General features: G+C 35.2%; 19 protein-coding genes, 1 riboswitch and 2 other annotated features. Of the genes, 3 read left to right on the top strand and 16 right to left on the bottom strand.

Annotation, left to right across the window (positions count from 1 at the left end):
- Window positions 1-40: 40 nt before the first annotated feature.
- From thrS to BAQ48_RS00725, 6 genes are all read right to left on the bottom strand, one after another.
- Complete coding sequence (gene thrS / locus BAQ48_RS00750; RefSeq protein WP_071709617.1) at window positions 41-1,960, bottom strand: threonine--tRNA ligase; 1,920 nt, start codon at window positions 1,958-1,960, stop codon at window positions 41-43.
- 44 nt (window positions 1,961-2,004) lie between these two features.
- Window positions 2,005-2,227, bottom strand: a binding site (T-box leader).
- A 35-nt stretch (window positions 2,228-2,262) separates the two neighbouring features.
- Window positions 2,263-2,484, bottom strand: a binding site (T-box leader).
- Window positions 2,485-2,606: 122 nt separating this feature from the next.
- Window positions 2,607-3,314 carry a pseudouridine synthase gene (locus tag BAQ48_RS00745; RefSeq protein ID WP_071709615.1) on the bottom strand — a complete coding sequence of 236 codons (708 nt, stop codon included), beginning with the start codon at window positions 3,312-3,314 and terminating at the stop codon, window positions 2,607-2,609.
- A gap of 186 nt (window positions 3,315-3,500) precedes the next feature.
- The gene (locus tag BAQ48_RS00740) at window positions 3,501-4,121 is read right to left on the bottom strand and encodes a YdbC family protein (RefSeq protein ID WP_071709613.1); all 621 of its coding nucleotides are present in this window, start codon (window positions 4,119-4,121) and stop codon (window positions 3,501-3,503) included.
- A gap of 140 nt (window positions 4,122-4,261) precedes the next feature.
- Complete coding sequence (locus tag BAQ48_RS28065; protein WP_071709612.1) at window positions 4,262-4,420, bottom strand: PhzF family phenazine biosynthesis protein; 159 nt, start codon at window positions 4,418-4,420, stop codon at window positions 4,262-4,264.
- A gap of 12 nt (window positions 4,421-4,432) precedes the next feature.
- Entirely contained in the window at window positions 4,433-5,251 is an 819-nt protein-coding gene (locus tag BAQ48_RS00730) for a nucleotidyltransferase (RefSeq protein ID WP_071709610.1), read from the bottom strand.
- Window positions 5,252-5,396: 145 nt separating this feature from the next.
- On the bottom strand, window positions 5,397-5,741 hold the full coding sequence (locus BAQ48_RS00725; RefSeq protein WP_071709608.1) for a hypothetical protein: 345 nt from the start codon (window positions 5,739-5,741) through the stop codon (window positions 5,397-5,399).
- A gap of 119 nt (window positions 5,742-5,860) precedes the next feature.
- On the opposite strand from BAQ48_RS00725, the gene BAQ48_RS00720 reads away from it, so the two are divergent.
- Both BAQ48_RS00720 and BAQ48_RS00715 read left to right on the top strand, forming a co-directional pair.
- Window positions 5,861-6,436 (top strand): hypothetical protein, encoded by a 576-nt coding sequence (locus tag BAQ48_RS00720; protein ID WP_071709607.1) that lies wholly within the window; start codon window positions 5,861-5,863, stop codon window positions 6,434-6,436.
- Window positions 6,437-6,644: 208 nt separating this feature from the next.
- Window positions 6,645-6,765, top strand: a riboswitch (glycine riboswitch).
- A gap of 108 nt (window positions 6,766-6,873) precedes the next feature.
- Window positions 6,874-8,241 (top strand): alanine/glycine:cation symporter family protein, encoded by a 1,368-nt coding sequence (locus BAQ48_RS00715; protein WP_071709605.1) that lies wholly within the window; start codon window positions 6,874-6,876, stop codon window positions 8,239-8,241.
- Window positions 8,242-8,288: 47 nt separating this feature from the next.
- On the opposite strand, the gene BAQ48_RS00710 is transcribed toward BAQ48_RS00715, so the two are convergent.
- Window positions 8,289-8,819, bottom strand: coding sequence for a DinB family protein (locus tag BAQ48_RS00710; RefSeq protein ID WP_071709600.1), 531 nt, complete (start codon window positions 8,817-8,819; stop codon window positions 8,289-8,291).
- Between the two features lie 14 nt (window positions 8,820-8,833).
- A complete protein-coding gene (locus tag BAQ48_RS00705) occupies window positions 8,834-9,601 on the bottom strand; it encodes a DUF3891 family protein (RefSeq protein WP_071709598.1) in 768 nt (255 codons plus the stop codon).
- A gap of 203 nt (window positions 9,602-9,804) precedes the next feature.
- On the opposite strand from BAQ48_RS00705, the gene BAQ48_RS00700 reads away from it, so the two are divergent.
- Entirely contained in the window at window positions 9,805-10,077 is a 273-nt protein-coding gene (locus BAQ48_RS00700) for an HU family DNA-binding protein (RefSeq protein WP_001043908.1), read from the top strand.
- Window positions 10,078-10,113: 36 nt separating this feature from the next.
- Here the strand turns inward: BAQ48_RS00700 and BAQ48_RS00695 are convergent, their stop codons facing one another.
- From BAQ48_RS00695 to dhbC, 8 genes are read right to left on the bottom strand one after another with little or no spacing between them, the layout of a single operon-like run.
- On the bottom strand, window positions 10,114-10,656 hold the full coding sequence (locus BAQ48_RS00695; protein ID WP_071709596.1) for a cold-shock protein: 543 nt from the start codon (window positions 10,654-10,656) through the stop codon (window positions 10,114-10,116).
- 35 nt (window positions 10,657-10,691) lie between these two features.
- Entirely contained in the window at window positions 10,692-11,441 is a 750-nt protein-coding gene (sfp, locus tag BAQ48_RS00690; protein WP_071709594.1) for a 4'-phosphopantetheinyl transferase Sfp, read from the bottom strand.
- Window positions 11,442-11,498: 57 nt separating this feature from the next.
- Entirely contained in the window at window positions 11,499-12,941 is a 1,443-nt protein-coding gene (locus tag BAQ48_RS00685; RefSeq protein WP_071709592.1) for an MDR family MFS transporter, read from the bottom strand.
- The gene (locus tag BAQ48_RS00680; protein WP_071709590.1) at window positions 12,941-13,165 is read right to left on the bottom strand and encodes an MbtH family protein; all 225 of its coding nucleotides are present in this window, start codon (window positions 13,163-13,165) and stop codon (window positions 12,941-12,943) included. The genes BAQ48_RS00685 and BAQ48_RS00680 overlap by 1 nt, the downstream gene beginning before the upstream one ends.
- Complete coding sequence (locus BAQ48_RS00675) at window positions 13,162-20,319, bottom strand: amino acid adenylation domain-containing protein (protein ID WP_071709588.1); 7,158 nt, start codon at window positions 20,317-20,319, stop codon at window positions 13,162-13,164. Before BAQ48_RS00675 ends, BAQ48_RS00680 begins: the two co-directional genes overlap by 4 nt.
- 33 nt (window positions 20,320-20,352) lie before the next feature.
- Window positions 20,353-21,237 carry an isochorismatase family protein gene (locus tag BAQ48_RS00670; protein WP_071709586.1) on the bottom strand — a complete coding sequence of 295 codons (885 nt, stop codon included), beginning with the start codon at window positions 21,235-21,237 and terminating at the stop codon, window positions 20,353-20,355.
- 30 nt (window positions 21,238-21,267) lie between these two features.
- Window positions 21,268-22,884, bottom strand: coding sequence for a (2,3-dihydroxybenzoyl)adenylate synthase (locus tag BAQ48_RS00665; RefSeq protein ID WP_071709584.1), 1,617 nt, complete (start codon window positions 22,882-22,884; stop codon window positions 21,268-21,270).
- A 12-nt stretch (window positions 22,885-22,896) separates the two neighbouring features.
- Entirely contained in the window at window positions 22,897-24,096 is a 1,200-nt protein-coding gene (gene dhbC, locus BAQ48_RS00660) for an isochorismate synthase DhbC (RefSeq protein ID WP_071709582.1), read from the bottom strand.
- Between the last annotated feature and the right edge of the window lie 10 nt (window positions 24,097-24,106).

Here is a 24,106-nt window from a genome sequence, read left to right as displayed (position 1 = left end):
GGGTTCACTTTATTAAAATGGTGTAATTTCTAATCAATTATTATTTTCTATTCTTTATTTCCTCTTCCATATTTGCCACAAATATATTTAGCGAAACAACTTCTGACTTTTCTTCCCCATATTTACGTACATTTACAGCTTTACTTTCCATTTCTTTATCTCCAATAACAAGAACATACGGTACTTTTTGCATTTGTGCTTCTCTTATTTTATATCCTAATTTTTCATCTCGCATATCCTGCTCAACACGAATACCAGCTTGCGCTAATTTATTTACAACCTCATTTGCATATTGTTCATGTACTACATTCGAAACTGGAATTACTTTCACTTGAACTGGTGCTACCCATGCTGGGAACGCACCTCCAAAGTGTTCAATTAATATTGCTAAAAATCTATCTAAAGATCCTAAAACTGCTCGATGGATAACAACTGGTCTTTTCTTTTCATTCTTCTCATCTATATAATTCAAATCAAATTTCTCTGGCATTTGGAAATCAAGCTGAATTGTTCCGCACTGATGACTTCTATTTAAAGCATCTTTAATATGGAAATCAATTTTCGGTCCGTAAAATGCACCGTCACCTTCATTTAGTCTATATTTATAATTCAATGAATGTAATACATTTGCTAACGCCGCTTCTGCTTGCTCCCATAATTTATCGTCACCCATTGAATCTTCTGGACGAGTAGACAGCTCTACTTCATATTCGAATCCAAAAGTTTTATATACGTAATCAATTTGTGCCATTACTGATTTAATTTCATCTTCAATTTGTTCTGGTGTTACAAATAAATGAGCATCATCTTGGCAGAAAGTACGTACTCTTAATAATCCGTTTAACGCACCACTAAATTCATGTCGATGCACTTGACCGAACTCACACATACGGATCGGTAATTCACGATAAGAATGCAATTTATTTTTAAACATAAGCATATGTCCTGGACAGTTCATCGGTTTTAATGCAAAACTTTTATTATCCACTTCTGAGAAATACATATTATCTTTATAATGTCCCCAGTGCCCTGACTTCTCCCATAATTCTTGGTTCATCATAAACGGAGTGCGTACTTCTTGATAATTGTACTTTTTTTGAATTTCTCTTAAAAATGCTTCTAATTCGTTACGAATAATTTGTCCTTTCGGTAAATAAAACGGCATTCCCGGTGCCTCTTCAGAAAACATAAATAACTCCAGTTCACTACCTAACTTACGATGATTTCTCTTTGCTGCTTCTTCAACAAAGTGCAAATACTCTTCTAACTCTTTTTGAGAAGCAAAAGCAACACCATATATACGCTGAAGCACTTGATTGTTACTATCTCCTCGCCAATATGCACCAGAAACGTGAGTTAATTGAAATGCTTTCAAATAACCAGTAGATGGTAAATGTGGTCCTCTACATAAATCTACAAATTCACCTTGTTTATAAAGTGTTACACTTTCCTCATTAGGAATTGCTTCTAAAAGTTCTAATTTCAATTGATCGTTCATTTCTTGAAATAATTTTTCTGCTTCTTCTCGAGAAACCTCAACTCGCTCTATATTTATATTTTCACTTATAATCTTTTTCATTTCCTTTTCGATTTTTGGTAAATCTTCAATGTTTACACTACTTGGAAGATCCATATCATAATAAAATCCATTTTCAATAACAGGCCCTACTCCAAGATTTATATCACCATACAATCTTTTTACAGCTTGCGCTAAAATATGTGCAGCAGAGTGTCTTGCAATTTCTACACCGTCATTTGAATCTATAGTAATGATTTCAACTTTTGCATTTTCCTCAACGTTTCTTCGTAAATCAAAAAGCTGATCATTTACTTTCCCTGCGACTGCTTTCTTTTTTAAACTACTGCTAATGGATCCAGCAATTTCTTCTAAAGTAATTCCTTTTACAAACTCTTTAACACTACCATCCGGAAATTTAATTTCAATCATCTGTTCTTTCATTTTTCATCTCTCCATTTCATAATAAAAAGCACACCCATCCCTAAAATAGGGACGAGCGTGCTTATACCCGTGGTTCCACCCAGATTCCCACCGTAAATATACAATGGCTTCTTTTACGGTAACGTCGTTTACACGGCACTAGATACTTCGTTTCCCCAGTGCAGCTCTAAGGTGGTAAGTTATTTTTCTGCGTTAGGAAGTTCTCAGCTTTCCTTCCTTCTCTGTATAACCGGATAAAATAACTCGTGTCCTTTTCTTCGCTTATTATGAAATTGAATGCAAAAAAGCATATTCATCCCTAAAATAGGGACGAATATGCTTATATCCGTGGTTCCACCCAGATTCCCATCACAAAATGTAATGGCTTCTTTTGCGATAACGTCGCTTACACGGCACTAGATACTTAATTTCCCCAGTGCAGCTCTAAGGTGGTAAGTTATTTTTCTGCGTTAGGAAGTTCTCAGCTTTCCTTCCTTCTCTGTATAACCGGGTAAAATAACTCGTGTCCTTTTCTTTGCTTTTATAAGTACATCCATTAATTGTTATTTACTATATCTTATTCATTTTATTTTTGCAAGTGTTAAAAAAAAATTTTATTTAATAAAAAAAGAAACCAAAAATAGATTTTTGGTTTCACTTCACAATTTTACCAATCTTGTGGTTCGTAATTTAAGTCTGAAAATAGACGTCTTTTCTCTTTCTTCGTTAAATCTCTCCACTGTCCAATTGGTAAATTATTCAATTCAATATTCATAATTCTCGTACGTTTTAACGTGTATACTTGATAACCTAAAGCTTCACACATACGGCGAATTTGGCGATTTAGCCCTTGTGTCAAAATAATTTTGAACTCATATTTTGATAACTGTGTGATCTCACATGGAAGCGTTTTTGTATCTAAAATTTTTACACCAGCTGCCATTTTCTCTAAAAACTCTGGTGTAATCGGCTTATCTACTGAAACGATATATTCTTTCTCATGTTTGTTTTCCGCACGTAAAATTTCATTAACGATATCGCCATCATTCGTTAACAAAATTAAGCCATCTGAGTCTTTATCGAGACGTCCAATATGACTAATTCGTAAAGGATGATTCACTAAATCGATAATATTACCTTTTACTGATTTTTCACTTGTACATGTAATACCTACTGGTTTATTTAAAGCAATATATACGTGATCTCGAGCAATTCGAAGTTGCTCTCCATTTACACGTACATCATCACCTGGATTTACTTGGTCACCAATTTTTGCAACCTTACCGTTAATAATTACTCTTCTCTCATTAATTAATTTATCTGCTCCACGTCGAGACGCTTTTCCAGCTTCACTAATAAATTTATTGATACGCAAATTAGGCACATCCTTTTCTAAACAAAATTTCAAGCTCACACTGCTACTACCGTACAATACAAAAGGGTAAGCCTTCTATTATAACTTAAATATATTAACATGAAAGGGTATATGACGTCTTCTATTAATTACTCATTTATAAGAAAATATCTTTATTATACATTCATTTATGCACGTTTTGTACACTTAATATACAAGCCATTCTTCCTTACATACAGCTTGTTTTCCTCTTATATCTTCTAAATCCTCATGAATATTAGCTAGTTTATACAACTCTGGGAAAATCTCTTCTACATAATTTTGATGTGCCATTTCATCTTTCCAATAAGTTAACACGATGTAACGATTTTCAGTTTTTAAAGACTTCCCAACTACTCCACATAACATCCCTTTTGCTTTTTCCATTCCTTTATTCCAAATTGTTTCTTGTTTATGTAAGAAATACTTTTCCTTTCCCATCTTTACATCACATATAGCAACTCTTACGAATGATCCTTCTGTAACAACATCTTTCAAAGGCGTATTAGTTATATCATATAACGTTTGAAACAATTCAATTTCACATGAAAGGAACGTATCCTCTTGTTTACTATTTAAATAAATTGTATCGTGAGCACCATTCATAAATGATTGATATTTACTTCTATCTTCCCATAAAGTAAATACACATGCCTCTTCTTCATTCCATCCACCAAATTGTCCATGAAAACCATCTAAGTGCTGTATATCACGCCATTTTTCTTGTGCTCTTGAAAACAATTCCTTTTTCTCTTCTGCTACCTTACAGTAGATTGTTTTTAGTAACATTTTTAATTCCCCCTTATCTTACATTCCATTTCCCATCTGCAATACTTTCTACTTTTTCCCCTAAACGAATATTATTTTTACTCTCTATTTCTTCAGCTCTTATATGTATTAAAGAAGGCCTTTTCATCTCGTATCCTTGTTCAACACACAGATTTATCTTTTCTGTTCCAAAAATTACGATACTTTAAAAGATACGCTGCTAAACATCCATTTGAACTTCCTGTTGTCACATCTTCCGGGATCCCATAATAGTCTGCAAAATCACGAACATTTAGATCATTTGTTTGTTTACATAACATGATTATATTCTTCTAGTTATCTATAGTATTCAAAAAAGCATCCGCTCTTTCTATCAGCCATTCACCAAACGTATTTAAAAATAATAAAATTTCATTTATATCATTTATCGGTTCAATTACATATTGTAATGCCTTTCTCATATTTTCTTCTTGTTCGGGAAAATGCTTACTGAATAGTGTATACGCTGGGTATAAATCTCTTGAATACAGCCCTTCTCTATCAATAGTTAATGCTAGACCTGCTCTGATTATGATCTTCATTATCCAACGGCAACAATCCGCAATATCATCCACGCCTTTATTATGAATTAATTCTTTGCGTGCTTGTCCAATTTGTTTCCGCAATTGAATAAGGTGTTCATAGGCTAACTCCTGACTAACTTTATATTTAGGTAAAGACAATGTTACATCTTCACCAAATATACATACTCCATGTGTCTGTATCATGAAGCTTATAAAAGAAAAACTCTTGGAATTTATCACTTCTTTTTCACTGTAAAAACTCAATTCCACTCCTGCTATACAATTAAACTTTTGCAAACTTTGAACTTCTAGTTTCTTTCGCCAGCTTAAGTCTATTAATTTAGGATCCTTTCGTACCACTATAATCACATCTAAATCTGCAATTCCTTCAATTCCAATCCCCCTTGGAATTGAGCCTCTTATATAAACACTGTGTAAATCATCCTGTAACAATTCACAACAGGTATTTTTTATTTCTTGTATTACCACCATAAATATAGGTTGAACTTTTTCAATATGTGCATCATTTATAATATACCCTTCATCATCAGTAGGACAAAAACGACCTATCTTTTTTATACTTGGCAAATTATCATCTCATCTCCATACTAAATATTATTTTATTCTATACACATAGTAATTATAATTCAAATAATTCAGAATTAAAATTCAAAAAAGATAGGAAGTAAACAATCCTACAATATTATTCACTTCCTATCTCTTTCATTATCAATTATTTTTCAAATATATAATATGTAATTTCTCCCGGATAATGTAATATCGTTACCTTCCTTTCCCCTTTTTTAAAACTAACAGTATGCCCGTTTTCGCCTAAGTCCTCCCATCCAATTACCTTCTTAATAGGCATTACACTTATATATTTATAATCCTCTTCATTATCATCATTAATATGAATTGCTGACATTGGCACTGGAAAATCTTTAATTTTAGATTCTTTATTCATAAATATGAATGCAATTAAACTAACTAATAACACAGCAATTGAAATATTTGAAACTAGTTTTCTTCTATTCATTTTCAATAAAAACCCTTTCTTCTCGCATAGTACTTTCATCATTTTACTAAATTCGATTATTTAAGTATATATAGTTAATTCTATCCTAAATTACCTACCTTTAATAACATTACTGTTATATATTGTAATTATAGAATTTTTAACTTTGGAGGCGTTACACATTGAAGAAATTGCTTTTAAATAAATGGACAATTGTTATTTCTATTTTTATCATTACCAGTACAGTTTTCTACACGATTAAAGATAAAAATAATAACGAAAAAGTCACTGTAGAAACGGTTGATACAAAAACATTCAAAACTAAATTGCAACCTAAAATTAATGAATTAACTAATAATTATAATGATATCATCGAAAAAGATTGGTTACCTGCTTGGGAAGAAATTAACACGAACGGAGATTCAGTAAACAGAGATAAACTATTAGTTACAATGAGTGCTATTTCCAAACAATATGAAAAAATTATGAACGAAATAGACACTATGAAAATTAAAGAAAATATATCGGAAGTACAAATACAAGAACAACTAGTTTATTTCACAACTGAATTTAAGACTGCTTCTAAATTTATGAAAAACGCGGCGGATTTAATTATAGACGGAACCACTAACTCTACTCCCAACAGTGCAATAATTGAAAATACAAGACATGCTTTAGGGCTTGCAGATCAACATATTGTCATCGCTTTATCTACTTTAACTGAAGTTGAAGAGAAATTAGGACTTGCAAAAAAATAAAACTGTTTACTATTTTAAAATAAAAAAAGATTGCATTTCACATTTTGTCTGTCTATAATGTTTTTATTGATTTACAATCAATATTTTTATAAATTTTATAATTCGGATGAACCATTCAGGAGAAGGTCTATTGATCTACCGACGGGGCAAAAAGTTGCTGAATCAACTTTGAAACTCTCAGGTCTTGGTTACAAGTAGAACTGCATGGGGACGAATCTCTGGAGAGACTCCCTCTCGCTTTTTTGTAGCGCGGAGGAAAACGAGCACCGAAGGAGCAAATCCGCTATTTTAGCGGATAATCTCTCAGGTAAAAGGACAGAGACAAGCGAAAGAAAAAGCCGATTTGTATCGGTTTATTTTTCTATTCCTTGTTTCTCCAGAGACCATTTCATTTACTTGAAGTGGTTTTTATTTTTTCTAAAAAAAGGAGAATAACGATGGAGACAGTAAGTAAAGTATTAGAACAAATGAATCAATACGTGTGGGGATTACCAACTTTGTTGTTACTCGTTGGGACTGGTATCATTCTCACAGTGCGTCTAAAAGGTTTACAGTTTAGTAAATTATTATACGCTCATAAACTTGCATTTAAAAAATCAGAAGATACATCTTCCTCTGGAGATATTAGTCACTTCCAAGCACTCATGACAGCTATGGCAGCAACGATTGGAATGGGAAATATAGCAGGCGTAGCAACCGCAGTTACAATTGGTGGTCCTGGTGCAATTTTTTGGATGTGGATTACTGCTTTGTTCGGTATGGCAACAAAGTATGCCGAAGCAATTCTTGCGGTGAAATACCGTGTTAGTAATGAAAATGGCGAATATTCAGGTGGACCAATGTATTATTTAGAACGTGGTTTAGGTAAGAAATGGCTCGCTGTTTTATTTGCTATATTTGGTACTACTGCTTCTTTCGGTATTGGTAATATGGTGCAATCAAACTCAGTTGCAGAGGCAATGCGGATTAATTTCTCTTTCCCCCCTGCTTTAACTGGTATATTAATGTCATTTTTAATCGCGATTGTTATTTTAGGCGGTGTAAAAAAAATCGGGAAAGTAACTGGATTTATCGTTCCTATTAAAGCTTTCTTTTATATCATCGCTGGCCTTATTATTATTTTCTATCATTACGATCAAATTCCAGAAGCATTTTCACTTATTTTTTCTGGTGCATTTAATGGGACTGCAGCTGCTGGTGGTTTTATCGGTGCAACGGTTGCATCAGCTATTCAAATCGGGATGGCACGCGGTGTATTTGCGAACGAAGCTGGTTTAGGAAGTGCTCCTATCGCGGCAGCGGCAGCAAAAACTGATTCCCCTGCAAAACAAGCACTGGTTTCTATGACTGGTACTTTTCTTGATACATTTATCGTATGTACCATTACAGGGCTTGTATTAATAACTACAGGTGCATGGAAATCAGGTAAAACTGGCGTTGAAGCAACAACTCTAGCATTCCAATCTGTATTCGGCACTGCTGGTAGTATGATTCTTGGTATCGCAATTATTTTATTCGCCTACTCTACTATTTTAGGTTGGTCGTATTACGGTGAGAAATGTGTAGCGTATTTATTTGGAGAAGGTGCAGTACGATATTATAAGGCAATCTTCATTGTTATGATCGCTATTGGTGCCAATTTAAAACTAGGCATCGTATGGACATTTGCTGATATTGCAAATGGACTTATGGCGATTCCAAACTTAATTGGTCTAATCGGATTAAGTGGTATTGTTGTCGCTGAAACAAATCGCTTTTTACAAGCAGAGAAATTGAAAGAAAATCATAAAAAACAGGCAAGTTAGTCACTTAAAAAGGAATGGCTCATTTAAAACAAGCCATTCCTTTTTCTCTATGTCAATTCTTTTCCCTTCTGAACCATATGTAAATAAAGTACAAAATCCATCATTGTCGACGAATGACCAAGTTGACGAATCATCGCTGTTATATTCCCTCTATGATATGTACCATGGTTTACGACGTGTTGTACTAATTCTGAAATTGAAGTTTCTAATTTCCCTGCATATGGATTCTCGATAACAAATACCGTATTTACGTCTTGTATTATACTTAAAAATTCTTTATATTGATTTGCCATGTTTTCAAACATTTCTTCTAATTCATGTAACGATTTAGTTTCGATTTGTTTTCGTAAATGTTCTCGGTCTTGTATTGCCTCATTCATACTTTTACCATGCAATATGTGTAACCACACTTGATCTGTAATATAAATATGCGCAAAAGTATCCTTAATTGATGGGAATACACTCCGTATCTGTTCATTAAAAATTGTCTCATAGTTTGGTAATTCCTTTAGTCGACTGAATAATTTTGTATTAGCCCAAGCATGGTAATCAAACTGTTTTAACATGTAATCCTTCAATCTAAATCGCCTCCCTATCCTATAAAACGAATTGTTTGTTTCTTCATTTCCGATTCTCTATCAGCCTTTATAATCCCTTTTTCTTCTATTGAACGTTTATTTATAGTTTTATATTTTACATACGTATAAAATTCTTTTTTAAATGGAAACGGTGTAATTCGAATTGTTTCTTCATCCAACCATTCAGCTTGAATAGGTTGCTCCTCTTTACTATTAAACATTTCTGATCCCTCAAAACCATATTTAAATAAGTCAATTTCATCTTTCTTTTTGACACCAGGTTTATTCATACACACATATAAAGAAAGCTCATCACAAAACTTTAGTAATCTATAATGTTTATCAATTATCGTAAATTGTTCTTTTGTTAACGTTTTCAATATTCTTTTTTGTCGTTCCAATTCATGTTTATAAAAAGACATCATCTCTTCATCTTCCTCGTTTAATGGAAATGATAAAAAGTGCTTACTACAAAGTAATGCCCCATATGGATTAGACTCTTCAATTTCATTCAAACCAATCGTATAAAAAACGAAGCGCAATGAGCTTGGACAATCCATAAATGTATACGGGATATTTTTGACATCATTTAAAATTGGTACTTTATCAAGCCCTATCCATCCTCTATCATGTTCATATATTGCATCAATAGTTTCCATTAAATATTCTTGATTTTCAAAGAAATTTTCTTTTATATGACTAGCAATCTCACCAGCTAAAAAACCATGATCATGTTGACGAATTAATATACTCTCTTTCTCATTTTTTTCACGAAAAATCATCTGTATATTCCCCCTCATCTTCATCATACAGCTTGTTCTATACATCAATTCTTAATAAATCCCCAATTATTAGCAGGGATTCAGTCTCTAGCAACGAAATTAACATAACTATATAGCATTCTTTCTAATCATAGTAGTAGCTTTATCTTTACTATCCATTATACTAAAACATTTATTCCAAAATTTTTTTATGAGGTGAAAACATGAATAAAACAGAATTAATTAAAAATGTGGCACAAACAGCTGATATTTCTCAAAAGGATGCTTCTGCAGCTGTACAGTCTGTATTTGACACAATTGCTAATGCATTACAATCTGGCGATAAAGTTCAATTAATTGGCTTTGGAACTTTTGAAGTGCGTGAAAGATCTGCCCGTACAGGACGTAATCCACAAACTGGCGAAGAAATTCAAATCGCTGCTGGTAAAGTTCCAGCATTTAAAGCAGGTAAAGAATTAAAAGAAGCTGTTAAATAAACAAAAAACCAGCCATTTTATCGGCTGGTTTTTTGTTTATTTAAGCATTTCCTTTATATTTTCCGCATGATATACTTCGCAAATATAAAATATACATTTGCAATTACTTACAATTTGATATTTTCTAGTTAGATAAACATTCGACGTAACAGAACATCCATCAAACAACTCAATAATATTTCCAGAAGGCTGATACCCTTCATATAATACGTTTCTTCTTACTTCCATCTTTTCAATAAGCTTTTCAACTGGAATATTTCCAGTCTCTAATTCACTCTTAATTGTGTCCGGTAAAAACGAAGTGTCCGCAAAAATTAGATTTTCAGATAACACCTTACCTTTATAACTAACATTAGATACGCGGTAAAGAAATGTTCCATCTTTATCAAAGAAATTCTTTACTTCTTTCGGAATGTACTGTCTATCAAGTATCTCTTGTTCGAAAACATCAAACTGAACTGTATCATTCAAAAGCTTTTCTAAAGCATGAATAGATGACGTATCTCCAGAAAATAAAATACTTTTAATTGCTTGTACATTATAAGTGGATTCATTTGTTCTATTTTCGGCTACTAACATGAGGAACACCTCTTCTATAAAATATTTTATTAAACTTATTTAAGATTTAAAAGCGATACTGCGTCTAATTGTGTAATTTCGGTCACTTCTTTACTGAATATTGCTACGGAAGCCATATGATCTAAACAAGGGCTTACATCTTCTATCACTGTATTTTCAACTAACTCTTGCCTATCATTAAAATCCAACAATTTTGGAGGATCATTTGGAGCTGATACTGTAATATGTACTGGTGGAATCAATAATCCTTCACCTGTCGCTTTCAGTACCGCTTCTTTTCGAGTCCAATATGTTAAAAAACCTTCTATTTTTTGCTCATTAGGTAATTTCATAACTTGCGCTATTTCAATATCTGTTAATACGCCCTCTGCCATTTTCCTAACATCTACATTTGGATTCATTTGTTCAACATCAACGCCCACAGGTGCAGATTTTGTAAATGCAACGACAACCCAATCGCCTGAATGTGATACTGATAGTTGTGGCATCCCTTCTGGCAATTGTGGCCTGCCATGTTGTAACTTACATACTGGGCACATTCGGTCAATCGGTACTTGAACTGGCGACATAGAAAGTATTTTACCAAGAACTAATCTACTAATTACACAACCTATTATAAAACGGGCACGATCTGCCGAATGATGATAAGAATTTGCTTTCTCTCTCTCAACATCATTTAGTAAATTGTAATGCCATGATTGTAAATCTGAAATTCTGGCCCACCATATTTGACAATCATTCTCATTCAGAGTTGGTATAGAATCTACAACTTTACTTTCTATCATGTAAACTCTCCTTTTTACTACTAATATCAAATTTTATTAAAAAGCTTACGTATATTGCTATTCATTGACAAGTTCTTTCTCTGTTTGTGATACAGATAATATTTTTTCTTTCTTCTTTGACATTACCTCTTTATCAGAAATACGTAAAGAAAATAGTAATGCTACTAGTAAAAATAGTGCAGATCCAATTAATGCTGCTTGATATGGTAAGAAATCGGCTGGAGCATTATTTTGTACACTATTATTCCCAAAACCAGCTAGTATACTAGCTAAAACTGCAACTCCTATTGCAGATCCTAATCGATTTTGTACGTTAAAAATAGTAGTCGCTCTCCCCATAGAAGGTGGCGTTATATTGTTAAATGCAGAAAATTGAACTGCTCCAACAGACTGACCTAAGAAAATACCTATGCCAAACAATAATGTCCGTATTTGCCATGGGTTCGTATCATGATTTACAAAACTTAATAAAACAAAGATAATCGCCGTACAAATTAACCCTATAGAAATTACCTTACGAGCTCCTAATTTCTTATATGACCATGGCACAATCTGTGACGATATCATTAATCCAATCGCCTCTGGGAATGTCGTAAGGCCTGATTCCAGTGCGGAAACCCCTATTACATTTTGATACATAAGCGGAAAAACAAATAACATTCCTAGTAAACCAGCTGATGAGAACAATGAAATAAGACTCATTTTTCTAAAGACTGGTTCTTTTAATAAGCGTAAATCTAACATCGGTTGCTCTACTCTAAGTTCTACAATAATAAACAATGTAATGAATACAATCCCAACTATTCCAGTACTTATAATCCCTGGAGAAACCCAACCTTTTGATGGTCCTTGGCTAAGCGCATAGATTAGCATCGCAAATCCTGGTGCTGAAAGAATAAAACCGAGAGAATCAAAGCGACCAGCTGATTTTTCAATATGCTCTTTTAAAAATAGAAGACCGAATAGTAACGCCATAATTCCAAATGGTAAATTAATATAAAATGCCCAGCGCCAAGACATTTGATCTACAAAAAAGCCACCAATAATTGGTCCTACTGCCGGTGCGACAGCAATTGGCAACACAATAAACCGAGAAATTTTCGGCCTTTCCTCTGGTGAAAATGTTCGGAATAACATCGCCATCCCAACTGGTGTTAAAAGCCCCCCACCAGCACCTTGAATGATGCGATATATATTCAATGAAGTAATATCGTTTGCTATTCCACATAATGCAGACGCAGTTGTAAATACGAAAAGAGCAGCTAGAAATACTCTTTTCGTACCAAAGCGATCTCCTAACCAACCGGAAATTGGAAGGAAAACAGCTAAGCTAACTAAATACCCAACATTAACTGTCCCCATCGCAGATGGTGGCACTTGTAGTTCCTTACTTATCGTTTGTAGTGCTACATTTACAATCGTTGCATCCATTGCAGCCATAAACATCGCTGTAATATAAACGATACTTACAACTACTTTTGGGTTTATTTTTGCCTTCATTATCGTTTTCCTACTAATATTTTTCCACCAACTTGATTTCTTTTTGGATTCAAATCTTTCCAGTTAGTTTCAACATATTGTAAGCAAACTTGTCTGCTAGCTTCTTCATGTACGACATTCCATCCAATAGGTACATCAAGAAAGGCAGGCCAGAGAGAATACTGGCCCTCCTCATTTTTTAATACTTTGTATGTGTAATTATCATTTTCAAACGGATTCGTCATATTTTACTTACTCCTTTCTTTTCCTTCAAATATTTCGCCAATACTTGTCCAATTTCTGTAAGCGGAACTGGCTGACATAAATCTTTATGTCTACAATCAATATCATGTTGCACAATTTCCCCATCTAAATAATTTAACCACGTATTTGGAGGAATAGGATCAAACCAGTCTGGTATAACGGTGGATCTAAAGAATAAAATATCTCCGTTATAAACTTTCGGTACATATCTCCCTAACAATCCTACTGAATTTACATATGTTTCCTTCAAGTTCAAAATAGTCTCTTCTTCAAGACTTGCTAATGCACTTCCATCTTTACGAAGTATTTCAACCGCACTTTCCATAGTAAGTGGTTTACCATCCATGTTATCTGGATCATATCCACCTAAAGCAAGTAATGCAATTAGTGCTTCTTCTTCAGTAGGTGCTTCTGTATTCGGTAGGAAGTGACCAGGATAAGAATCTAGCATAACGAGTAATTCTACTTCTTCCCCTTCATTTTGTAGTTGTGCTGCCATTGCATGAACAACATTTCCTCCAAGTGACCAACCGAGCAAACGATATGGTCCGTAAGGCTGTACTGTACGCACGTATTTTAAATAATCCGCCGCCATCTCCTCTAAACTTTTTGGAAGTTCTTCATTTTTAGCGATACCACGTGCTTGGACACCGTAGATTGGATAATCTGTTCCTAAAGATTTCATAAGTCCTGCATAGCACCAACTTAATCCACCTGCTGGATGTACACAAAATAGTGGTAATTGGTCTCCGCTTGTTCGTAATGGAAGCAACACATCAAGTGCACTTTGACCATTCCCCATTTCAAGCCTTTCAGCTAATCCCGCAACGGTAGGTGCTGCAAATAAAGTCCCGATATTTAGTTCCACCCCAAGCGCTTCTTTAATGCGGCTCATAAGCTGCACTGCAAGAAGTGAATGGCCACCTAAATCAAAGAACCCGTCATCAATTCCAATTTGCGGCACACTTAAAACTTCTGTAAACAAATCACACAACATTTCTTCTTGTGGTGTTCTCGGTCCGCGACTAGATGATGATGCGATAAATTCTGGAGCTGGCAATGCCTTTCTATCTAATTTACCGTTTGGAGTTAAAGGCAAATCATTTACTACTACAAAAGCGTATGGAACCATGTAATCTGGTAAACTACCACCAGCATACTTACGCATTTCATTCGTATCAATCATTTCATTATTTGATGCGACGATATAAGAAACTAACCGTTTATCCCCTGGTTGATCTTCCCGTACAATAACGGCTACTTGTTCAACTTTAGGGTGTTTCATTAGTACCGCTTCTATTTCCCCTAACTCAATTCGGAATCCACGAATTTTTATTTGGTGATCTGCACGTCCTATATAATCTAGCGTCCCATCTTTACGCCAGCGAGCTAAGTCTCCTGTACGATACATTCTTGTACCTGGCTTGCCAAATGGATCTGCGATAAAGCGTTCAGCAGTTAAGCCTGCTCTTCCTAAATATCCACGAGCAAGCCCTGCACCTGCAACATACATTTCTCCAACTACTCCAGGTGGCACTGGTTGTAAATAGTTATCTAATACGTATACTTTCAGGTCAGGTATACTGCACCCAATTAAACTATTTGCCCGTAAAGAAACGATTGTTTCGTCTAACTCAATATAACTAACATGTACTGTCGTCTCAGTAATACCGTACATATTAATGAGCTTCGGTGCGTTATGAGGATGTCGACTATACCAATCTTCTAATCGACTTAGCTCAAGTGCCTCTCCACCAAAAACAACATATCGTAACGATAATTTTTGGCCAATCTCTTCATTTTCACGATCAGCTTGCATCAATTGATAGAACGCTGATGGAGTTTGATTTAAAACCGTAACCTTTTCTTTAACGAGAAGTTGTAAAAATTCTTTCGGCGAACGACTTACAGTATGTGGTACTACGACTAAACGCCCCCCGTATAATAAAGGTCCCCAAATTTCCCAAACCGAGAAATCAAAAGCATATGAATGGAACATCGTCCATACATCGTTTGCGTCAAATTGGAACCAATGATCAGTTGCACCTAACAGTCTTACTACGTTTTGATGTGGTATCATAACGCCTTTCGGTCTACCTGTTGAGCCTGACGTATAAATAACGTAAGCAATATGTGAAGGAGTTAACGGCTTTATACGCTCCATTCCATCTATATTATCGTCACTATATTTCTCAATTTCTTCGATTATTTTTACATCATCAACTAAAATTTTCAGTTCCTCATCACATTCAATTTCCACATCTGAATTTGTTAAAACGCATGACGGTTTCGCATCATGGAGCATAAATGAAATACGATCAGACGGGTAATCTGGATCTAATGGAAGATAACCTGCTCCTGCTTTAAGAACCGCAAGTAAACTTACAACCATATTTAAAGATCTTGGCATTGCCAAAGCAACGAGTTGATCAGGACCGATTCCTTTCGCTATTAGCAATCGAGCTATTTTATTTGCTTTTTTATTCAACTCTTCATAAGTTAACTGTTCATCTTCAAAGATGACAGCAATAGAATTTGGATTTATATGAGCCTGTTTTTCAAATAATTGCGATAATGTCATTTCTGGTATAATTTGAAAACCACCATTCCACTTTTCTAACACTGTATTTCTCTCTGCTAAAGTTAATATTTCTAATCTACCAATTGATTGATCAGGATTTTCCGTTGCATCATCTAATAACAGGATGAATCGTTCAACTAATTTTTGAACCGTTTCACGTTTATATAAATCAGTACTAAACTCTATTAACCCATGTAAACCATTTGGAGTACCATCAACTTCGTTACTCTCGCTAATTTCAAATGTAAGATCAAATTTCGCAGAGCCAACGCTTTGAATTTCAAGGCTAGCTTCTATATTTGGAGCATCAAAGGTTGCTTCTGGCGTATTTTGAAAAGCTAACATAACTTGAAACAGCGGATGACTATTTCGAGTACGCACTGGGTTTAACACTTCAACGAGTCGTTCGAATGGAACATCTTGATTTTCATAAGCTGCAAGATTTGACTGCTTGACTCTATTCAATAATTCTTTAAAACTTGGATCTCCTGAAGTATTTGTACGTAACACTAATGTATTTACAAATAAACCGACTATGTCAGAGAGTGCATCATCGTTTCTTCCAGCAATGGGACTACCGATTGGTATATCAGTACCTGCACCTAATCTTGTAAATAGCGCACTAAGTCCTGCTTGCAACACCATAAATAAACTAACTCCGCTTTTTCGCGCAAGCCCTACTAACCTACTATGCATACCTGCATCTATTTGAAAATGAATTGTTTCTCCGTAGTAACTCGTTTCAATTGGACGCTGGTAATCTGTAGGTAACTCCAATTGATCTGGTAAACCTTCTAGTTCTTTCTTCCAAAAATCTAATTGCGTTGAAATAAGACTCTCTTGTGTAGTTTCATCACCGAGTAATTGTTGTTGCCAAAGGGCATAATCTGCGTATTGAACTGGAAGTGTCTCCAGCTGGACTTTGTCACCATGACATCGTGCTTTATACGCCGCTGTAAAATCTCTCGTTAACGGTTGTAATGACCAGCCATCCCCTACAATATGGTGTAATAAAATTAGTATTACATGTTCGTTTTCACTCACTGTAAAAAGTTGCAAACGAACTGCTGGTTCAACATCGAGGTTAAAGCTATATCTTACCGCCTCCGCAAGCACACTTTCTAATTCATCTTTACATGTTTTTGTTTTAATCATTTCTAGATTTAAATTTTCCATATCTAAAATTTTCTGATAGGAACTACCTAGTACGTTAGGAAAAATTGTTCTAAGTGTTTCATGTTTCTCAACTACATCATAAAATGCACCTTGCAATGCTTCCTCGTTCAGCTTTCCAGAAATACGAATGACTAACGGAATATTATAAGTAGGGCTCGGACCTTCTAAGCAATTTAAGAACCATAACCTGCGCTGTGCAAATGAAAGTGGAACTTCATTTGGTCTACTTACTTTCTTAATTGCTGGTCTTGCGCTTCTTGCCAGTTCCAATTGCTTCGCTAGTTCAGCAACAGTTGGCGATTCAAATAGTTTTCCAATTCCTAATTCGACACTTAATGTTTCACGAATCCTTGCCATCAAACGAGATGCAAGAAGCGAATGACCACCTATTTCAAAGAAATTATCATCTATGCTAATGTGAGAAACACCAAGTACTTCTGCAAATAAATCACATAATATTTCTTCTTTCGGATTTCTAGCAACTCTCTCATTATTTGTTCCATTAAAATCTGGAGCAGGTAATTTCTTTCTATCAACCTTTCCATTTGGTGTTAATGGTAATTCTTCTAGCAATACAAATGCTGATGGCACCATATAATTCGCTAAACTTTCTGAAACATAAGAACGAATTTCTGTAAGGTTAATCGTTTCCTTCTCTTCCACAACGATATACGCAATGATTCGTTTATCATTCGGGCGGTCTTCTCGTACTATAACCACTGCTTGCTTAACATTTTCATGTCGTTGTAATACCATTTCAATTTCAGCTAATTCAATTCGGAAACCACGAATTTTAATTTGATGATCTGCTCGGCTCATGTACTCGAGCACACCATCGTGACGCCATTTTACCAGATCACCTGTGCGGTACATACGCTTCCCTGGTTTTCCATAAGGATTTGCAACAAACCGTTCAGCCGTTAACTCCGGTTTTCCTAAATATCCGTTCGCAAGTCCTTCCCCTGCAATATATAATTCACCAATAACTCCAGGTGGAACGGGTTGTAATCCTGTATCCAGCACATACACTTCTGTATTCCAAATTGGCTTTCCGATAGGAGGTATACTACTTTCACTCTCAGTAATGTTCATGACAGTAGACCAAATTGTCGTTTCAGTTGGTCCGTATAAGTTTGTAATAGAGCAACCTAATTCTTTTAATTGATTTGCTAAATGTGCTGGTAGAGCTTCACCACCAACGAGCACGTTTAGTCCTTGTAACCTTTCTGGATATTCCGTTACTAACGCCTGCCATAACGTCGGTGTCGCTTGCATAATTGTTACTCTTTCTTCTTGTAAAAGTGTCGTTAACGCCGACGGTTCTTGGATTACCTCTTTTTGTACAATTGTTAAACTCGCACCACTAATAAGAGGTAAATAAATTTCTAAAGCAGAAATATCAAACGCAAATGTTGTAACTGCTAATAAATGATCGTTTTCATGTAATGAGAACATATCATCCATGGCCAATAAAAAGTTACTTAAAGCTTTCATAGGAACAATTACACCTTTAGGATTTCCGGTTGAGCCTGAAGTGTAAATTGTATAGGCTGGGTTTAAAAGTGATTCATCATTTTTTAATGGTATATTCATATAAGAATATGTGTTTAACGCTATTTTCATTTCTTCACTATCTAATTCGATTTTTTTCATATCATTTTCTATAACTAAAGTAGATGAACTAGATGAATGTGTGATGATACATACTGGTTTTGCATCATTTACTATATAATTTATTCGCTCAGCTGGATATTCTGGATCTATAGGTAAATACGCTGCACCAACCTTTAAAACTGCTAGCATACTAATTACCATTTCTGTTGACCTTGGAAATACTAAAGCGACAAACTGATTTGGGCGTATTCCTTCTTCTACTAAATAGTGTGCTAATTCATTCGCTCGTTCATTTAGCTCTTTATACGTAAGGTCCACACCGTTACAGGTAATCGCTATTTTATTTGAATTTTTTTGTACTTGTCTTTCAAATAATATAGGTAGAGGGCTTAACTTATCAGCTTCCTTAGTCTCATTCCATTCCAATAAAACTTTATGATTTTCTTCAGGAAGAGTAATATTTATTTTTCCAATCGACTCGTCTTTCTGATAATTTTTTATCACTACATCTAATAGATTCATAAACCTGTCTTTATGCAATGCTAGTTCCGCTACATTATACACTTCTGGGTTCGCATCAAAATGAATCATTAACTCATTTTGATCAAAACGTTTATACACATTTATCGATAAATCATCGACAGGTCCTGACGATAAATTATGTGTAACACCACGATTTCCAGCAAAATTAAGTCCGTAATCAAAAGGCATAACATTCACTAACGGACCAAATAACCTTTGATTTTCACCTAATAACTTTAAGTCTCTTCTTAATTCCTCATGACGGTATTTATGATGACGACGTACGTCTCGAATTTCTTTAGACACTTGTAGTAATAATTCCGCAAGAGTTATATTTGGAGTTACAGTAAGACGGAGTGGAACTAAATTCATTACCATACCAGGTGTATAAATAGATGCCGAACCTAGACGTCCCATCATTGGTAAACCTAAAACAATATCATTTGCACCTGTTAATTTATGCATATAAATACTTGTTACAGCGATAAGAAATTCCGGCCAACTTGTTAACGAAACATTGATATCTTCTAGTAAAGTTTTCGTGCTAGAACTAGATAAATAAGCTGTTTCTCGTGAAAATCCATTTGATGTTCTCGGTGCTCGTTCTGCCAAACTTACAACTTCTGGTTTATCCACAAACTTTTCTAACCAAAAAGTACGATCTTCTTGAAATTGATTAGACTGACGATACTCAATATCTTCTTGTACAATTTTTGCAAGAGAACCAAATGGCTTTTCATTTTTGTTTGTTTCTTCTATAAGTGATGTGTACTCATTCGCTACCTTTTGGCTAAGAAGTGAAAATCCATAGCCATCCATCACAATGTGATGGATGCGCTGATACCAAAAGAAACGATTATTTTCAACTCGAATAAGTGCTTCCGTAAATAATTTATCTTTTTTTAAATCAACTGGCATAGACAAATCTTTTTTCATCCATACTTTAGCAGCTTCTTCAGGATTTTCTTCTTTACGAACGTCAATAAAATGCATATGAAACTGTGATTCCTTAATAACTTGCCATAGGCCAATTTCATCATCTTCGAAACAAACATGAAGCGCTTCTGCTTCCATTACAACTTTACGTACAGCTAATTCAAAAATTTCTTGATGAATATTTCCGTTTATTTCTACATATTCTCCAGTATTATAAATCGGATTAAGTGGATCTAATTGTTGCGCAAACCACATACCAGACTGCGCAGACGATAACGAATGACGAATCTTTTGACTGTTAGGCATTCTTTACTACCCCTTTATTATGTAGTCTATTTATTACAGCACCTGTGCTGTTTGTGAAGATAGTAAACTGTACCAACCCGCAACGGTTGGACGTTCTGCTAAATCTGCAAAAGTGATTTCTTTCCCTTCGCGACGCCACTTCTCTACTAAACTCATAATTCTGACCGAATCAAGTCCTCTAGTTAATAAGTCCTCATCAATATCAATGCTCTCCACTGATTCACGAAGTAATTGTGCAACTAGTTCATGTACTTCCAATAAAGTAAGTTCATCATCTTTTAAACTTTGTAACTCCGTTAACAAAATGTTTGTTGATGTCGTTACTGCACATCTATTAGATGCATACTCTAACGCGTGTTTATGATGCTCTAGTGAAAAGTCTGCAACTGCATCAGCTATAAAGAACGGCTCTATACCATCCATAAATGCTTCACAAGCTGTTAATAGGCAGCCAATATGCGCATAAATACCGCAAATAATGAGTTGGTCTCTTCCTTGTTCATTTAAAATTTCTAATAGATTTGTCTTTTTAAATGCACTATATCTCCATTTTGTTAGAAATATATCATCCCCATCAGGAGTAAGTTCATCAACAATTTTCTTTTTATCTGGTCCCGCAGGAATACCGTCACCCCAGAAGTCTTGTAATAACCCTCGTTGTTCTAACGTTTGTCCACCTGGTTGTGCTGTATAAACAACTGGTATACCAAGTTCCTTACATTTTTCTCTTATCACCTTAATATTTGAAATGAGTTCTACTTTTGGTGACTCTTTATCGCTATATGCATCGAGAAAATATTCTTGCATGTCATGAATTAGAAGAACCGCACGTTTCGGATTTGGCGTCCAGTTCACTTTATTTTTTGGTAGTTCTGATTCAACTGGCATTTTGTATACTGAAATAGATGGGATAGCCATCTAATCACTTCCTTCCAATTTTTATATTTTTTATCGTTTTACTGTCATAAGTTTTTCAGCAATGACTTTACGTAATTCTTTTTTGCTGACTTTTCCAACACCTGTTTGCGGGAATGATTCAATAAATTCAATTCGGTCTGGAATCTTATACGCTGCTATACCGCGTTCTCTTAAAAATATTTTTAATTCACTTACCGTTGGAGCTTGTCCGCGGGCTATAACAAATGCACAAGTACGTTCTCCTAAATAATCGTCAGGCATAGATACAATTGCTGCATCATGGACTGCATCATGTGCTAATAGATGATTTTCAACTTCTTCCGCAGCAACCTTCTCACCACCACGGTTAATTTGATCTTTATCTCTTCCTTCTACAATGATGTAACCTCGTTCATTTACTTTCACAAGATCACCTGTACGATAAAATCCATCCTTTGTAAATGATCGTGCATTATGCTCTTCTGCTTTATAATAGCCACGAATTGTATATGGCCCTCGCGTTAATAAACGACCTACTTCTCCTGGTTTTACATTGTTATCATTTTCATCAACAACCCTTACTTCATCAAATGTAGACATTGGTCTACCTTGCGTGTGAATAATAACTTCTTCAGAATCATTTAATCTTGTGTAATTTACTAACCCTTCTGCCATACCGAACACTTGTTGTAACGTACAACCAAATGTAGGGCGTATACGTTTTGCAACTTCAGCACTAAACTTAGCACCACCTACTTGAATAACTTCTAGGCTCGAAAAATCGTTATTACGAGTAGATGCAGCATCAAGCCATATCATTGCTAATGGCGGAACGAGAGCAGTAATCGTAACTTTTTCTTTTTCTATAAGTGCAAATGCCTCATCTGGACTACCGCCAGTTGCTAACACTACTTTTCCACCCGCATAGAAAGTTCCAAATGTCCCAGGAGAACTCATCGGGTAATTATGCGCTACTGGAAGAACGGCCATATAGACGCTATCTGTATTCAAATGACAAATTTCAGCGCTAACACGTAAGCTATAAATATAGTCGTCATGCGTTCTAGGAATTAATTTAGAAAGTCCTGTTGTCCCTCCTGATAATTGGAGAAATGCAACATCACTCGAATGAACTTCTGGTAATGGTACGGAATCTACATACAGATCACTTATGTTTACAAACTCTCCTTCTTCCCCCACTACAATTACATGTTGTAAAGTTGGCACTTTCTCTTTCACTTCTCTTGCTAGTTTTCGATAGTCAAAGCCAAGAGCCTTATCTGAAATAACGTACGCACTCGCCTCACCAAACTCACAAAAATAACTAATTTCACTGCTTCGATGTGAAGGTAGTGCAAAAACAGGAAGTGCTCCAATTCGAAATAGCGCAAAGCATATTTCGAAAAACTCGATAATGTTAGGTAATTGGATTACAACTCGATCTTCTTTCTTTATTCCTAAATTCAGTAAACCTGAAGCTAAGCGATCTACTTTTTTATCAAGCTCACTATACGTTATATGCGTATTACCGCTTACAACTGCAATTTGATCTCCATATTTTTCAGCACGCTCTCTTAACACTCCGCCAAATGTTTCACCAATCCAACACCCTTCCTCTCGGTAACGATCGGCAAATTCTTTTGGCCATTCCGTATATCCTGCTAACATTCTTTCTTCCCCCTATTTTTCATTAAGTGAACTATCTCCTAGTCCTAAAGCCTTCAGCATCGTTTGGAACTTAGCTGATGTTTCAGCTAACTCATCTTCTGGTTTTGACTCAGCAACAACTCCAGCGCCTGCATATAAACGAAGTGTATTTTCTTGTACTTCAGCACAACGAATTGTAACAATCCATTCACCATCTCCATTTAAATCGCTCCACCCTAGCATTCCTGTAAAGAATTCACGGTCAAATGGCTCAATTTCTTGAATAACCTCTCTCGCTTCTTCCATCGGCGTTCCGCAAACTGCTGGCGTAGGATGAAGAGCAATTGCTAATTCTAAAGAAGTAGTATTTAGATCTTTTAGTTCACCTTTCACTTCAGTAGACAAATGCCACATCGTTTCACTATGAATAACGGATGGTTTTTCTGGAACATGTAATGTATGACAGTATGGACGAAGCGCAGCAGCAACCGCTTCCACTACTACCGCATGTTCATGTAAATCTTTTGGAGAAGCAAGTAATTCTTCTGCTCTTCTTTTATCTTCCACTGGATCATCACTACGAGGTCTTGAACCAGCTAACGGATTAGAAATAACTTGCATACCATTACGTGAAACGAGTAATTCAGGGCTTGCTCCAATTAACGTCTTACTATTCTCATTTTCATCTTTCGGTAAATTCACAGCAAATGTATAACCGTGCTTATTATGCCCTGCTAATTCTCGAAGAAGTTTTTGCTTATCAATCTTTTCGGAAGATTCAACATCTAACGATCTGGATAGAACGATTTTATTTAAATCGCCGTCCTGTATTTTTTTAATTCCTTGCTTCACACCATTCATATACACCTCAGGCTCTGGTACAGGCGTCAGTTCAAATGTCAGTTTCTCATTGTGTTTCATCTCATTTGTTGCCTCTAACTGTAATTTCTCAGCAATTCTACTATGTTCTGGTACGATAAGTTGAACTTCTTTTCTGCGATCAAATGGCAAAGCACCAACAACGATAGGATGTGGATTTCCAGCTTGTTTCGCATTACATAATACGGCTTGCACAAGCTCTGGGAAACTTTCAATTTCACGATGCTTTACTGTAGTAAACTCTCCTTCTGTCAATATCGTTCGATTTGGTGAAGCGAAAAAGAATGAAGATTCAGTCTTATAATCTTCTAATAATTTTTCTGACAGTTCCTTTACAGCCGTAAATTCATTCATAGTATAGTAG

The organism is Bacillus luti (genome assembly GCF_001884105.1).
GTDB lineage: Bacteria > Bacillota > Bacilli > Bacillales > Bacillaceae_G > Bacillus_A > Bacillus_A luti.
Note: the sequence above shows the minus strand (reverse complement) of the source record. Positions and strands in the feature narration are given on the sequence as shown.